The organism is Methanohalophilus portucalensis (assembly GCF_002761295.1).
Lineage (GTDB): Archaea > Halobacteriota > Methanosarcinia > Methanosarcinales > Methanosarcinaceae > Methanohalophilus > Methanohalophilus portucalensis.
The window spans coordinates 1,437,357-1,451,207 of record NZ_CP017881.1 but is presented as its reverse complement, the minus strand read 5'-3'; the positions used below and the strand labels follow the sequence as shown (position 1 = coordinate 1,451,207).

The window sequence follows — 13,851 nt, the reverse complement described above, 5'->3', positions numbered from 1 at the left end:
TTTTTATTTGAATTCAGTATAGCCACATTTACCACAGGTCAACCTGTCCTTATGCTCGGCAAGGAATACACCTTCGCCACAACGGGGACAGAACTGCCTGGTACGTTCGATATTATCGCCGTCTACTTTATAATACTCTTTTACAGCCATGTAACCACCTTATTCTTCACTTGCTTCTTCTGCTTCAGGTTCTGGAATCTCATTTCTTTTGAGGCTATATCCCTTTTCAACTTCTTTCATGCGGGACGCATCTTCATAGATCCTGGCATAACCGGATAATTCCTGTTTACCGAACATGTTTCTCATGTCCTGGACTATGATAAGTTCAATAGGCACATTCAGCATGGCTGCAAGTTTTGATTTAACGTCATTTCTTGCAGGTGTTGGTCCCTCAAAAGTCACATTGAAATTCAGTTCCTTTCTGTTTAGAAGAGTGTTGTTCTTCTCTTCAATTATGCTGATATCCATACAACTTCCTCCACATAGTGTATAATTCTTCTTTACAATGCTGTTTATCAATGATCTTGTCAATTAGTTCTGTCATCTCTTCCTTTTTGGAAGCAGTAATTCGGACAAACATCATACCTTCGCCAGGTTGTCCATAAAGAACGACGGATCCTACAGGGGCCATCATTATTGCAGGAAGAGATGCAAGATCTTCTTCTCCCTGCACAAATATCCTGACTCGTCGATTTGAAACTAGTGCTTCCGCAAGTGCATCCACCAGTTCTTCGGTAATCGAACCGGCGGGATTATTTACAACCAGTTCCTTGAAACCTGATTGTTTTGTACCTGTGATCATCTGCTCGCAAGCAGGTTGGCGATGAGTTTTTTCATCGATTACAAGTATATCTGGAATAATATTCGATTTGAGCAAGTGGAACGTAGTAACATCACCTACAGATATAAGTTTTATGGGGTCATCAAGATCCCTTGATACTTTTCCAATGTTTTCTTCACCGGATCCTTTATAGAGGACTCCAAATTTTTTACGCAACAAAGGACGCAGGGATGCGGGTATTAAAATCGTTCCACCCAAATTACCGCACCTTCAAAGCATATTTGTCAGGAATCGTAACTCCAATCTTTTTTGCGATTTCGGACTTTTCAGGGTCCACTATAACCAAAAGTCCGCTCCAATCGTTACTAAGGTTCGTGGTGCCACAAACAGGACATTCCTGACCTGCAACAAGCCTGTGACAATCCATGCAAACAGATTCAACCATAACTAGAACTCCTGATTATTTATTTGCTACAGTGGGCTTTCTCTGTTCATCGAGCCATTCCAGCTTGCCCAGAGCAGGTTGTCGCATTGTCAGACCGATCTTACTGTCACGTGGCTCCCTTTCATTAATACTAACAGCCACTATACGAGCCCTTACGCGGTCGCCTTCAGAAAGAGCTTTGCTTACGTTCTTACTGATCAACCTTCCATTCTTTCCGTCATAGGACATGAAATCGTCTGTGATCTGGCTAACATGCAGAAGACCGTCCATTGCACCTATGCTAACAAAAGCTCCAAATTCAACGGTTTCAACAACTTCACCTTCGATTACTTCCTGCAGCGTCGGTATGAACATGATCGCTTCAAAAGTAACATCATAATAGACTGCGCCATCTCCTACAAGAATATGACCTTCACCTATCTCAGCAATATCCGTGATAGCTACAACAGAGCCGATCTTTTTGTCAACTCGCCCTTCAAGTTTATTCTTAAGAGCATTTTTGACACTGACCCTTACATCATCGGCAAGGAGACTGGGAGCGACCCGGACTGTATCAACAAGCTTCATCCTCTTGTACATATAATTATCTCCACAATATCATTATATAAGAATACCAGAACTTCTCATCCCTTATAAACCATTGTGCTATTATCCAGGTTACAGGAAATCAAGTTTGTTCTTTTGCCTCAGCCTTACAATAGGTATTTCCTTTTCTTTCAATCTTTGCTGTAATCCAATATCATTGGTCAATACAGCTGCATCATAAACGGGGGCAAGACGGACAATCACATCATCCGCAAATCCCTCTCCTTCTATAATATCACATCTTTCGGATAATGAAATAGCTAATTTTGCAGCCATTTTATCCTTACCCCGGCAACGTCTTACAAGGCCATCAAGTTCGTGCAGGATCGCTGTGGGAAGAAGGAATTGATCAAAACCCAGTCTCCTGAGTTCTGTGAATATGTCCACACCAAATTGTGCTGGAAGCATTATCCCGTTTGTGTCAATGATAACCTTCAATCCTCAATTACCCCGATACCGATCAATCTCCATCGGGAACCAATCCTGCGGCTTATGGCAACCATTGAACCAATGTCTGCACAAACAGGTCTTTTAAGATTGACCTCCGCAACATCTTCCCTGGCACTTGTAACAATCCCCACCGTTGTGGCTGTGCCGGCGTTTAACATCAGGGGCTCACTTGTCTTGATCTGACCAATTTCCCCTTCATCATCCACACCAACAACACGATCAAGAAGTTTTAACCTGAGGGTAAAGGAATGATTGGTACTGGGTAATGTCCCGGGTTTACCTGCTACCTGACCGGTAAGTGAATCACTTTTTGTCAGTTCCGGATCAAGCTCTGTACCCACTGCCAGAAGACCTCCTGGAGTAGCTTCATCGACGGGAGTCGTACCTGCTATGATACCAGTTACCCTAGTATGAACAGGATCCCAGTGGATGGCACCTTCACTTTCAACTTTCCTACCTGGTTTTATTTCCAGCTCATCACCAGCCTTCAATGTGCCCTCCGTAAGGGTACCACCAATAACACCACCTGATATCTGGTCAATAGGCAAGCCGGGACGGTTTATATCAAAAGATCTTGCAATGAGCATTCGTGCATCCTTATCGAGTTTATAGGTAGGAGCTGGAATCACTTTTTCCATTGCATCTATAAGTGCATCTATATTGATATCCTGCTGAGCAGAAATAGGGATTATGGGAGCGTTCTCTGCAACGGTGCCTTTAACAAAATCCTTTATCTGTTTATAGTTCTCTATGACATCTTTCCTGCTTACAAGATCAATCTTGTTCTGTACTATGACAACGTTTTTGATACCAATGATGTCAAGAGCCATGAGATGTTCCTTTGTCTGGGGCTGGGGGCATTCCTCATTAGCAGCAATGACAAGAATAGCACCGTCCATAATGGCCGCACCCGAAAGCATCGTAGCCATCAGTGTTTCGTGCCCAGGAGAATCTACAAAGGATATGGTCCTGACCTTTTCTGTTTTTGCGCCACAGTGAGGACATTCGTTCTTTACTGAATAACACCGTGGTTCAGGGCAGGTGGGGCATTTCATCAAAGTTGTATCTGCATAACCCAGACGGATAGAGATACCTCTTTTCAGTTCTTCACTATGCTTATCAGTCCATACACCGGATAATGAACGTACAAGAGTGGTTTTTCCATGATCGACATGACCTACCATGCCAATATTAACACAAGGCTGACTCAATTTTTAATTTCCCTCCCTTTTGGGACTAAAGTAGAAATGTAGTTGATATAAGATGAATTGAACGTGAAACACTTAATAATTCTAATTACGTAAAAATGTTGCTGTCAAAACAGGATTGTACAAAAATAAGGAGAGGAGTGATAAAAACATCACTCTTCTGGTTTTTTACCTGGTTTACGCCTTATATACAACACAATAGCACCTATAACCAATGCTGCAATCACAAAACCCGCAGGTAACATCCATCCACCTGCATAGGAGTTGGATGAAGCCGATACCTGTGTTTTTATTTTCACATTATCTGAAACACTTACATGGCCTTTTGTGTCCTCATACTTGATTTCACTGTTTATGGCATATGGTTTTTCAATCGCAGTATCTCCTACTTTAAGCTTAAATACCGCAACAGAACTTTCACCGGCATCCATGTCCCCGAGATATGCCTGATCATCCGTAGTACTGAAAGGATTAGCTGCACTTATACGAACAATGGCATCCTTTACAGGTTCATTACCCGTATTGGTATAAGTAGCATGCAGCATTCCTTCCTCGCCTATTACCAGCTGCCCGGAAACATTGGTAACCTCAAATTGTGCTTCCTTTTTCACATTTACAGGAATAGTAACATTCTGGGAACCCACATCATACCAGAGTCCCACATCCATATTTGTGACACCAAGACTTGTTTCATTATCACCGGAAACCTGGACATTCTTCTGATAGCCATAATAAAGACTGAGAATCAGGGGATAATCACCCGAGGGTGCATTGTCCGAAAATTCCACATTAAACATAACAGGAGAGGTAGTCTGCTCACCGGCAGCCAGTGAGCCGGCTTCCTGAGGACCGGATTTTACTTCTACGTTTGGGTCAGGGGAAGTAAGAATTGCCACAATCCCAATCGCAGTTGTCCGTTGTGATTCATAGGACATTTCCTGTTGCTGTAGTTTCTGATCAAGTACATCTATCGGGTCATCATCCTTTTCAGACCTGAAGCCTGTAATCAATCCCTTGTTCATAAGATTAATATTCAGCGTGACACTATCCCCACGATAAAATTCATTATCACCAACGATGTTTGCACTTACATCGGGACCTCCATATACAGTGTAGTAGTTGTCACTAAAATCAAAATTATCAGGCAAGGCATTATTCTGCGGGGTGAAACCGGCAGATGAGGCCGGAATCAGACACATCAGGGATATTCCCAGTGCAATTATTCCTATCATTAAATTTCTTTTATTCATGGTCACTCCTCTCCTTTCCAGAGTTACTTTTTCTTTTTACGGATACTGTCAACTACAAGATATATGGTTATCAAAAGAGTCAATAAAAGTGAAATCTGGGTGATACCAATCCATTTATCTGATGATTGCATTGGGACATTTATTTTCATGTTATCAGAAAATGCGTAATCCCCATCCTCATCTATATAGCGTATCTCACTGTCTATTGCATATTCTTTGACAACAGCCATAACTTCTGAATTCACATTAAATGAAACTGTATGTTCTTCGCCCGGTTCAAGAGTACCCAGCGATGCGGTAGAACTGCCGATACTTAAGGGATCCATGACGACCACCCTGGCAAGAGCACCCTCCGCGGTCAACTCACCCACATTGCGATAAGTCACCTCTATTAGGCTTTCTTCACCGGCAACCAGCTCTCCATCGACATCAACGACTTCAAATTCTGCTTCCTTTTCTACATGGATCGGTATTTGCAGAGTTATATTCGAATTATTATAGTAGGTAGCATGATCCATGTCAGGCAGACCTAGCTGAATAGTCCGGCCACCTGTCATACGGACATCCTCCTGATACTCATAACTTACAGGGAGGAAGAGAATATAGTCCCCTGCTGGAGCATTATCCGAAATTTCAATAGTGAATGTCATAGGACGCAAGGGCAAATTTCCAGGAACCAATTTTTCCAGGATCTGGCCATTGGTCGAAGATTCGATCTCTATATAATCATTGGGGGAAACAAGACTGGCCTTTATACCGTAAGCAATTGTGCGTTTTGTTTCATATTCAAGCTCTTTCATGGCAAGGGCTTGTTTGGCCTTATCACCCTCCACGTCTGTGACGGATTTAAAGCCATGCAAAATACCCCTGTTAGAGAGAATAACATTGACATTGGCTGTTTCACCCCGATCAAAATAAGTGTCCCCTACTACTGAAGCGTGAATATCCGGCACACCATAACCCCGGTAATAATTTGTAGTATATTCATAAGTTGGGGGAATGTACTCTTTCGATTGGGCCGTAGTCACACCAATAAATAGAGTTGCAAGCAGTATTACTGAGATCAGGGACAGAAAGACCATTTGTCTTCTGAAATTATTTGTCTTGTGTTGGGTTCTACTCATGTGATATCAGCCCCTGTTTGAAGATTATTTGCAGATGAATTCAGATTATGACCCGCTTTTTTTGCTCTGTGTTTTTCCCTCCATTTGTCCAGGGTCACAATTACGGGAGGGAATATGACAAATGTAGCAATCAGAGCAAGGGCAACATCGATTACAGTAATAATACCAAAGCTGCTTATAATACCAAAAGCAGAAGCAACCAGTGCCAGGAAACCAAATAATGTGGTCAACCCGGAAGTAACGATAGCCTTGCCGATCTTAACACTGGCTTCACACATAGCTGCTTCCGGTAGAGCACCCTTTTCCCTCTCCTCAAAGTAGCGCTCCATCATAAGTACGGCATATTCCGAACCAACCCCCAATATCAGAGCTCCAAGGGTCGCGGTCATCGGCGTATATTCCATATTCAGATAGTACATAAGCCCTCCAGTCCACCCAATAACCATAAACATAGTTATGACGGGTACAAAGGCTTTCAGGAGATCCCTATATATTAAAAGCAGACCGGCGAAAACCATTCCAAGACCCAGATAGGTCATGAAAATCCTTCCAGATGTAAGGGCACCTATGACCTCGATAAACACAAAGGAATGACCCGTGATTGTCACACTTACATCTGGTGGAGGAGCAAGCCACTGAATATCGTTTTCAATTACGTTGGCAAGAGTTTCGATACCTTCCAGTCCCAGACCGCTCATAGCATCACCAATGTTGAGGTTGACGACCATTATATTCTGGCCACTGATGTATCGCTCCTTTGCTGAATCAGGAATCTTTGAAAGAACATGCCTCACCCCTTCCTCTGAATCCGGAAGCACTCCACCATTATTCGATTTGACAAGGGTAGCCAGACTTGTGGCTCCATAGATATTCTCACGATTATCAACTTCATGCCGGCTGAATTTATCAACCCAATCTAAAAGGTCCGGATCTGCAATATTTGAAGTCTTTATGATTATGTTGAGCTCATCATCCCCCCCTGTAATATCCCCGAGATGTTGAAGGTCTATGAGGGCAGGCATGTCCTCCGGCACAAACGTTTCAGTGTCTGTCTGGATAGGCACAAAGGTATCTGTGTAGAGACCGTTTACACAGATCAAACCTGCAATGATGAGTACAGGTACGGGATGTTTCATTGTAAAAGTCGCAACCGAACGCAGGGTATTGTCAATAAAGCCGCCTGAATCAGTGCTGGTTTGTTTTTTGCCAGATTTTTTGAACCTGCGTGTGATAAGCCTGTGACGTAAGGAGTCGACATGGTGCTTCTTTGCCTTTTCCTGTCTTTTTTTTGCAAAGGTATCAAGCCCGTATATAACAGTCACACCTACAAAAAGAGAGGACATGAAACACATAAACACACCAATAAGAAGAAGTTTTGCAAAATCCTGTACCATAGGTACTGTAGAAGTCGCAAGAGAAACAAAGCCAAGTGATGTGATTGTAAGCGCAATCATGACAGCCGGACCGGTATGTTTGATCGTGTCAATAACAGCTTCTTTGGGGGATTCACCTCTATCCAGTTCTTCCTCTATACGGTTATGGAACTGTATGGCATAATCGATTCCCAACCCAATAAGTACCGGAAATGCTGCCATGGAAACCATTGTCATGGGAATACCAAGATAACCCATTGCACCGAATGTATAGATTATTCCCAGAAGCACAATTGCAAGGGGCATCAATCTCCATCTTACGTGTCTGAATACAAGATAGAGAACAATGACCATCAAAAAGGCAGAGAGCAAGAGTAAAACACCCATACTGGACATCATTTCATTATTCATCCCTATCTCAAAGGCAGGATCACCGGTGACGATAAAATTGTACCCTGGAGGAAACTCTGCCAGATCGACCGAGGTTTCAACTTCACGAAGAATTTCCTGTTTTCGGATCTCACTGGTATCTCCTGCCATTTCAATATAAACAAGTGTATGGGTTTTATCCGGAGACAGGGACGATGGAATATAAGGAATTAATTCGGACAACTGTTCATCATTTTGCGGGATCTCAAATCTTCCGTTTTCCAGATTGTTGGCTTCCTTTACAACCGAAGAAGCACTTTGCGTATTCAGCACACCCGGTATAGAAGACGACATACTATCCAGACGATCGATCGCTTCCAGTAAAGCCCTATCCTGTACATCACCCCCTTCCACCATAACAACGATGGCTTCCTTACTGAAAAGGCTCAGATAAAGATGATCATAATTCTGGTACAACTGCGAATCTTTATCTACAAATGTTTCTGTACCCGATTCCATCTTGATCAGCTGAGCACCTTCAAATGAAACAAGAACAAGTAACATTGCAATTATCAGAATGGCAATCGCATGATCCTCTATGAAAATACCCAGTTTCTCAAAGATGTTTTTAATAGGGAATCGCTCCTTTTTATTTATGCAGCTTATAAATTAATATTCAAATATGTTGGATTTCTTGTATATAGGTGCCCGACTATATATTGACGGACTGGACCATGTAATTCTTCTATATATAATTTCTCATTTATTAATAGAAATACTCCATTTATACCAATTATATTAATTATCTGACACATAGGCAGATATTTTTCGTTCCAGATTTACTACCGAACGCATACTTTGCAGCATTTCTTCAATTTCATCCTCTTCAAGCCCTTCCAGCATGACATTGACGAATTTCTCCACACAGCCTTCAAGAACATCCATATACCTGTAACCAGAGGAGGTTAAAGATATCCATATTTTTCTCCGGTCCATGGGATCAGCTGTCCTTTTTACCAGGCCGTCCATCTCAAGGGAATCAATAATGCTTGTCACACTGCTTTTTTTCAGATTCAGGAACCTGGCAAGAGTGGAAGGCATCATCTCCTTTTCACGACCGAGGATAAGGATTGCATGATTACGATTTTTCAAATTTGGTAACGGCTCGGACTTGTTATCAAAAACTTTTTCCACAACATCATAAAGAACCTTCCTGGACAAGATATCATATTCCAGTTTCAGTTCTGCAAGTTCCTTCATAGATGAATGAGCATCTTCCAATTAACAACAACTCCACACCATATTTCATATTACAAATAGTCAATTTATCGAACAATTAGAATAATGAAATATAAATTTAACCCCTGAATAATTAACAGAATAGAGTATGCTCTGACAACCGCCGAAAATGATGGAAAACTGTAAATGAACTGGAGGAGGGATACAAGCAAAATCCCTCCCTTTGGAGCGAGTGCTAAAGATTAAGTTTAATATATATACTTATCGCGTAAGAAACCCATAAATTAAATTTATTTAAGCTGAATATAAAATAGAGCTTATTAATAATTTAAAAAATAGACAATTATGATAAATATATAAATATTATAAAACATTGGTGCCAGCGAACTGACACCGTATAACCTGAAGAAACATTTCCTTTTTACTCGGGTATATTCGGGATTTCCGTTAATTCACCCCGATGGTTCCTGAGAACATATTTTTCCTCATCTTTATCTACCATATAATAATCCGGCATCAAAGGAATTTTACCAACGTTGGTTGCAATTACATACATTGGCTGAGCAAGTCCTGTTGTGTGTCCACGCAGACCATCGCGTATCAATTCCGCACCTTTTTCTACAGGAGTACGGAAATGATCGATTCCCGGTGCAGGTTCACAGTAGAACAGATAATATGGTCTGATTCTTGCAGTCAATAATTTCTGATGCAAATCCCTTATGGTTTGCACATCATCATTTATGCCTTTCAACAATACGGCCTGATTACCTACATTAACACCTGCAGATACAAGATCATAGACCGCACGTTTTGTTTTATCAGTAATCTCTTTGGGATGATTGCACTGGGTATTCAGCCAAATTGGCACATCATGATACCCACCCAATATCCTTTTCAGATTATCAGTAATCCGGTGAGGCAAAACTATAGGCAAACGTGAGCCAATACGGATCATCTCAACATGAGGAATATCCCGAAGACTTCCAATAATATATTCAATCTTTTCATCGGATAAAAGGAGAGGATCCCCACCCGTTATCAGAACGTCCCGTACCTCAGGATGCTGGCGAATCCATTCAATACCATCATCCACATTAAAGTCCAGTTTCAGATCATTACTCACAACCAGTTCTTTCCTGAAACAATGGCGACAATAGATACCGCATTTCTGGAAAACTGTGAATGCGACCCTGTCCTTATACTGTCTGGCTATACTATCAGGCCGTACTTCTTCGGTGGCCCTGTTTTCTTTCCAGACAAGGTAATCTTTCATCCCATACCTGTTATGAGTTTCCTGAAGGGATGGGACAACCTGTTTTCTGATTGGACACTCCGGATCATCCTTGTCCATAAGGGAAGCAAAATAAGGTGTAGTACCCCAGTGTGTATCAAGGGTTTTTATGGCTTCCCTTTCAGATTCAGTTAGATTGATTATTTCTTCGAGCTTTTCAAGAGAATTAATTTGATTAGTAATTTGATCTTTCCATTCTTCACTCATTATAGTGAATACTCCTTATCAAGAAATAAAAGTCATAAAATATATTGTTTATGGTAGATATTTGTAAATAGAACAACGTTGTATAACTCAAATCCAGACAAAAAAGCACAGCCAGACAAGCCTAAAATGGTGTCTAATTAAAAACTGATTGCGTGAATGGATGGAAAAAACTCCATCCCTGCAACACATTAAGTGAAAATTATTTCAGATAACCTTTTTTCTGAAGCCAGGCGACTTCCTGTCTTCTGTATTTCCAGACGACATCGGCTTTTGAATCCTGAATGTCCCAAGGTACTGCAAGGACCACGTCACCTTCCCTTATTCTCATACGCCTTTTACGGGAACCGGGAATTCTTCCCATTCTTACAACGCCATCCATACATTGAAGGTCAAGCCTTTTGCCTCCAAGCATCCTGGATACTGTAGCAACAATTTCATTCCTGTCCTTACGCGGAGTCCGGACTTTAGTAAATTGTGCACCCTCGCTCTGCTGTTTATTCTTATTCTTATTTTTATTATAGTTGTTATAAGCCAGATTGATACCTCATTTAGATTTTATGAAGGAATTTTATTTTAGTAATCAGAAGACGGGATTAATACAAATTATCCTCAAAACAAAACCAATTCCTGATAATAAATTATGCAATCACAACGTTGCTCTATATGCATTCAACATATTTAAACCCAATTGTACAGAGTAAAATAAAGATTTAAGTATATTAACTAGTTGCAATTGTCAATGTGGGACAAACCAATAACCATAGAACCACATTAAAGGTACAGTTGCAATATATTCTTTGCACTTGAAACACTTGTTAACAGAAAATAAAGATAAATATCAATCCTATTTTCCACTATTCTGTCTAATCTGCTCCAATACAATACATACCTGTACATTCTAAAATCAATATCTGTTATTAACCAGGAATACAATATTATTTGATGGGAGGGATTACATGGACAACGAAAGGGAAGATTTCTGGGAAAAACAATCCTTTGTGGTAATAACTGACAATACCAAACCGGCAATGAAGTACACCATAGACGAACTTACTAAAAGAGGAAAAGAAGTGTACATTTTTGATTTATCAACTAACCCTGATAAAGGAGACATAAAAAGTCTGGATGACATACCAGATAATGTAGAAAATGCTGTACTGGGAATCACAACATCCGATCCTGCAGACTTTGTGCAGTCCCTAAAAACCAGAGGATGTTCTAATTTCTGGATACACTGGCGTACCGAAACTCCAGGAATCGAGGAAATGAGGGATTCTGATATACAGATAATCAAGGGAAAATGTCCCATGATGTACCTGGGAAAGGATTTCAGTATCCATGGTCTGCACAGATCAATTGCTAAATTTACAGGAAAGTACTGAATAAAACAAAGAATTAATTCGCAATAATTACTTAAGCTATTCAGACAAAAGTCTATGCAAGGGGAATGTCAATGGGTAAAGAAGACAAAACAATTATAAAAGTATCAAAAGACGGACCATACATTGTAAACAATCTCAACACCCTTCGTAATTCAAAAGGAGTATTTATTGAAACAAAGCCCACCATTGCAATGTGCAGATGTGGCGGGTCCGGTAACAAGCCATTTTGCGATGGCACTCACATGAAGAATGGTTTTTCAGGGGAAAAAAAAGAAGACCGAGTTCCTGACAAAATGGATACTTACAAAGGAAAAACAATCACTATACATGACAACCGTGGCGTATGTTCCCACAGGGGCCACTGTACAGATAATTTGCCTTCGGTTTTCAGAAGGGGAGTTGAACCCTGGATCGACCCTGATGGCGCAGACCCGGAAGAGATTGCAAAGGTTATAAGGATGTGCCCTTCCGGAGCATTGAGCTACACAATAGATAGACAGCTGCACAAAGATTACCCTCATAATGCAGAAGTATTCGTAGCGAAGGACAATGCCTATAATGTGGTGGGAAATATTGAGCTTGAGGATACTGATGGATCTGAACCTGAGACCCAGGACCACTATTGCCTGTGCAGATGCGGGGGCTCCAAAAACAAACCATTCTGCGATGGCAGCCACTGGTACATTGAATTCGAGGATGAGAAAAACTGAGCTTATGCAAACCTGTTAATGTGAAATCGGTTGGTCTTACAGGGTCCCACCGGTTGACGTCTCTTTTTAGGAAGAACATATCCGTCACAGTTACTGATACAATGCGTGCGTCGGATTCCTCTGCTTCATCATAGTAGTTATAATTTTTTCAACAGAGCAAACCCCTTCTGCAATTACCGTCTTTCCCAGAATGAGCAAGAAAAATCCAATGAAGAGATACTCAACCAACTATTTGTGAATTTTTTGCGATAAATTTTACCTAATTCTGAATACACAAAGGAATTAATAAGAATCTGCCCAACCATATACACTAACTTGATGGGGAAATCCTGATGAAAGGAGAAGTTGAAACAGGACTTGAAAATGTAGTGGCATTGGAATCAAGTATAACTTTCATAGACGGGGAAAAGGGAATATTACAATATCGTGGCTATGATGTAGAAAAACTTGCCAATTTGACTTACGATGAAGTATCCTATTTACTGATTCATGGAAAAAATCCTGAAGACGAAGAACTTGAAGCTTATTCCAGAACTCTCAAAGATGAGCGCAGGATCGGAAGTACCCTAATTGAGGTTCTTGGATTTTGTAATTTCAATATAGAAGCAATGGATGCCCTGAAGACAATTACATCTTTAATGTCCCATTGTGATCCGGACCTGAACACAAATAACCCACAGGCTAATACCAGGAAAGGAATGCGCATGATAGCAAAGTTCCCCACCATTGTCACATCATTTTCAAGGCTTAAGAGAGGGATGAACGTGATTGAGCCAGATTATGAAATGTCCCACGGAGCAAATTTTCTCTACATGCTCAGAGGGAGTCGGCCCACAAACCTTGAAGCCCGGATTATTGAATCTGATTTCATCCTGAGTGCAGACCATGAATTAAACCCTTCAACTTTTGCTGCAAGAACTGTCACATCAACCCTTTCTGACCTGCATTCAGCCGTTATTGGAGGACTGTGTACCCTCAAAGGACCCCTGCATGGGGGAGCAAGAATGGCGGTAATGAATATGCTTGACGAGATAGACTCTCCAAAGGGTGCACAAAACTTTGTTCTGCACAAAATAGAAAAACATGAAAAGTTGATGGGATTTGGACACCGTGTATACAAAACATACGATCCCAGAGCCAGAGTTTACAAGCAGCTTGCACGGGAGATTGCAATGGAGAAAAACGACATGAAGTGGTTTGAGATTGCCGAGAAGATAGAAGGGGCCGCATATGAAGAATATGTGCAAAATAGGGGTAAACCTATATATCCGAATGTAGATTTTTATTCCGGTGTCGTTTACAAATATCTTGACATCCCTCCCAAACTTGCAACGGCAGTTTTTGCCACTGGAAGGATATCGGGCTGGATTGCACATTGTCTCGAACAATATTCAGATAACAGATTGATAAGACCACGTGCAAAATTCGTTTAACGGA

The 13,851-nt window shown here is 41.1% G+C and carries 16 protein-coding genes; 3 read left to right on the top strand and 13 right to left on the bottom strand.

Going from position 1 to position 13,851, the window contains the following annotated elements:
• Positions 1–3: 3 nt before the first annotated feature.
• The 13 genes from BKM01_RS07500 to eif1A form a co-directional block, all read right to left on the bottom strand.
• Entirely contained in the window at positions 4–150 is a 147-nt protein-coding gene (locus BKM01_RS07500; RefSeq protein WP_013036965.1) for a 30S ribosomal protein S27ae, read from the bottom strand.
• 9 nt (positions 151–159) lie between these two features.
• The gene (locus tag BKM01_RS07495) at positions 160–468 is read right to left on the bottom strand and encodes a 30S ribosomal protein S24e (RefSeq protein WP_072359212.1); all 309 of its coding nucleotides are present in this window, start codon (positions 466–468) and stop codon (positions 160–162) included.
• Positions 449–1,039, bottom strand: coding sequence for a GTP-dependent dephospho-CoA kinase family protein (locus BKM01_RS07490; protein WP_072359210.1), 591 nt, complete (start codon positions 1,037–1,039; stop codon positions 449–451). The genes BKM01_RS07495 and BKM01_RS07490 overlap by 20 nt, the downstream gene beginning before the upstream one ends.
• A 1-nt stretch (position 1,040) precedes the next feature.
• Positions 1,041–1,226 (bottom strand): transcription elongation factor subunit Spt4, encoded by a 186-nt coding sequence (gene spt4, locus BKM01_RS07485; protein ID WP_072359208.1) that lies wholly within the window; start codon positions 1,224–1,226, stop codon positions 1,041–1,043.
• Between the two features lie 15 nt (positions 1,227–1,241).
• Positions 1,242–1,805, bottom strand: coding sequence for a DNA-directed RNA polymerase (locus BKM01_RS07480; protein ID WP_072359206.1), 564 nt, complete (start codon positions 1,803–1,805; stop codon positions 1,242–1,244).
• A gap of 78 nt (positions 1,806–1,883) precedes the next feature.
• The gene (locus BKM01_RS07475) at positions 1,884–2,249 is read right to left on the bottom strand and encodes a DNA-binding protein (protein WP_072359204.1); all 366 of its coding nucleotides are present in this window, start codon (positions 2,247–2,249) and stop codon (positions 1,884–1,886) included.
• Positions 2,246–3,472, bottom strand: a complete 1,227-nt coding sequence (locus BKM01_RS07470; protein ID WP_072359202.1) for a translation initiation factor IF-2 subunit gamma — start codon at positions 3,470–3,472, stop codon at positions 2,246–2,248. The genes BKM01_RS07475 and BKM01_RS07470 overlap by 4 nt, the downstream gene beginning before the upstream one ends.
• A 149-nt stretch (positions 3,473–3,621) precedes the next feature.
• Positions 3,622–4,719: a COG1361 S-layer family protein gene (locus BKM01_RS07465; RefSeq protein ID WP_072359200.1), complete on the bottom strand. Its 1,098-nt coding sequence runs from the start codon at positions 4,717–4,719 to the stop codon at positions 3,622–3,624.
• A gap of 23 nt (positions 4,720–4,742) precedes the next feature.
• Positions 4,743–5,843: a COG1361 S-layer family protein gene (locus tag BKM01_RS07460; protein ID WP_072359199.1), complete on the bottom strand. Its 1,101-nt coding sequence runs from the start codon at positions 5,841–5,843 to the stop codon at positions 4,743–4,745.
• The gene (locus BKM01_RS07455; RefSeq protein WP_257790295.1) at positions 5,840–8,164 is read right to left on the bottom strand and encodes an efflux RND transporter permease subunit; all 2,325 of its coding nucleotides are present in this window, start codon (positions 8,162–8,164) and stop codon (positions 5,840–5,842) included. Before BKM01_RS07455 ends, BKM01_RS07460 begins: the two co-directional genes overlap by 4 nt.
• 219 nt (positions 8,165–8,383) lie before the next feature.
• Positions 8,384–8,866, bottom strand: coding sequence for a MarR family transcriptional regulator (locus tag BKM01_RS07450; RefSeq protein WP_072359195.1), 483 nt, complete (start codon positions 8,864–8,866; stop codon positions 8,384–8,386).
• A gap of 379 nt (positions 8,867–9,245) precedes the next feature.
• Positions 9,246–10,322 (bottom strand): KamA family radical SAM protein, encoded by a 1,077-nt coding sequence (locus BKM01_RS07445; RefSeq protein ID WP_072359194.1) that lies wholly within the window; start codon positions 10,320–10,322, stop codon positions 9,246–9,248.
• A 199-nt stretch (positions 10,323–10,521) separates the two neighbouring features.
• On the bottom strand, positions 10,522–10,857 hold the full coding sequence (gene eif1A, locus BKM01_RS07440; protein ID WP_072359192.1) for a translation initiation factor eIF-1A: 336 nt from the start codon (positions 10,855–10,857) through the stop codon (positions 10,522–10,524).
• A gap of 421 nt (positions 10,858–11,278) precedes the next feature.
• Between eif1A and BKM01_RS07435 the strand changes: the two genes are divergently transcribed.
• The 3 genes from BKM01_RS07435 (at position 11,279) to BKM01_RS07425 (ending at position 13,847) form a co-directional block, all read left to right on the top strand.
• Positions 11,279–11,704 (top strand): hypothetical protein, encoded by a 426-nt coding sequence (locus BKM01_RS07435; RefSeq protein ID WP_072359191.1) that lies wholly within the window; start codon positions 11,279–11,281, stop codon positions 11,702–11,704.
• 71 nt (positions 11,705–11,775) lie between these two features.
• Positions 11,776–12,414, top strand: a complete 639-nt coding sequence (locus BKM01_RS07430) for a CDGSH iron-sulfur domain-containing protein (RefSeq protein WP_072359189.1) — start codon at positions 11,776–11,778, stop codon at positions 12,412–12,414.
• Between the two features lie 332 nt (positions 12,415–12,746).
• The gene (locus BKM01_RS07425) at positions 12,747–13,847 is read left to right on the top strand and encodes a citrate/2-methylcitrate synthase (RefSeq protein ID WP_072359187.1); all 1,101 of its coding nucleotides are present in this window, start codon (positions 12,747–12,749) and stop codon (positions 13,845–13,847) included.
• Positions 13,848–13,851 lie beyond the last annotated feature (4 nt).

Excerpts from the sequence above, each read along its gene's own strand:
- BKM01_RS07465 (WP_072359200.1), bottom strand. The coding sequence starts at position 4,719 with ATGAATAAAAGAAATTTAATGATAGGAATAATTGCACTGGGAATATCC.
- BKM01_RS07480 (WP_072359206.1), bottom strand. The coding sequence starts at position 1,805 with ATGTACAAGAGGATGAAGCTTGTTGATACAGTCCGGGTCGCTCCCAGT.
- BKM01_RS07425 (WP_072359187.1), top strand. The coding sequence starts at position 12,747 with ATGAAAGGAGAAGTTGAAACAGGACTTGAAAATGTAGTGGCATTGGAA.
- BKM01_RS07435 (WP_072359191.1), top strand. The coding sequence starts at position 11,279 with ATGGACAACGAAAGGGAAGATTTCTGGGAAAAACAATCCTTTGTGGTA.
- BKM01_RS07445 (WP_072359194.1), bottom strand. The coding sequence starts at position 10,322 with ATGAGTGAAGAATGGAAAGATCAAATTACTAATCAAATTAATTCTCTT.
- BKM01_RS07460 (WP_072359199.1), bottom strand. The coding sequence starts at position 5,843 with ATGAGTAGAACCCAACACAAGACAAATAATTTCAGAAGACAAATGGTC.
- BKM01_RS07495 (WP_072359212.1), bottom strand. The coding sequence starts at position 468 with ATGGATATCAGCATAATTGAAGAGAAGAACAACACTCTTCTAAACAGA.
- BKM01_RS07500 (WP_013036965.1), bottom strand. The coding sequence starts at position 150 with ATGGCTGTAAAAGAGTATTATAAAGTAGACGGCGATAATATCGAACGT.
- spt4 (WP_072359208.1), bottom strand. The coding sequence starts at position 1,226 with ATGGTTGAATCTGTTTGCATGGATTGTCACAGGCTTGTTGCAGGTCAG.
- BKM01_RS07430 (WP_072359189.1), top strand. The coding sequence starts at position 11,776 with ATGGGTAAAGAAGACAAAACAATTATAAAAGTATCAAAAGACGGACCA.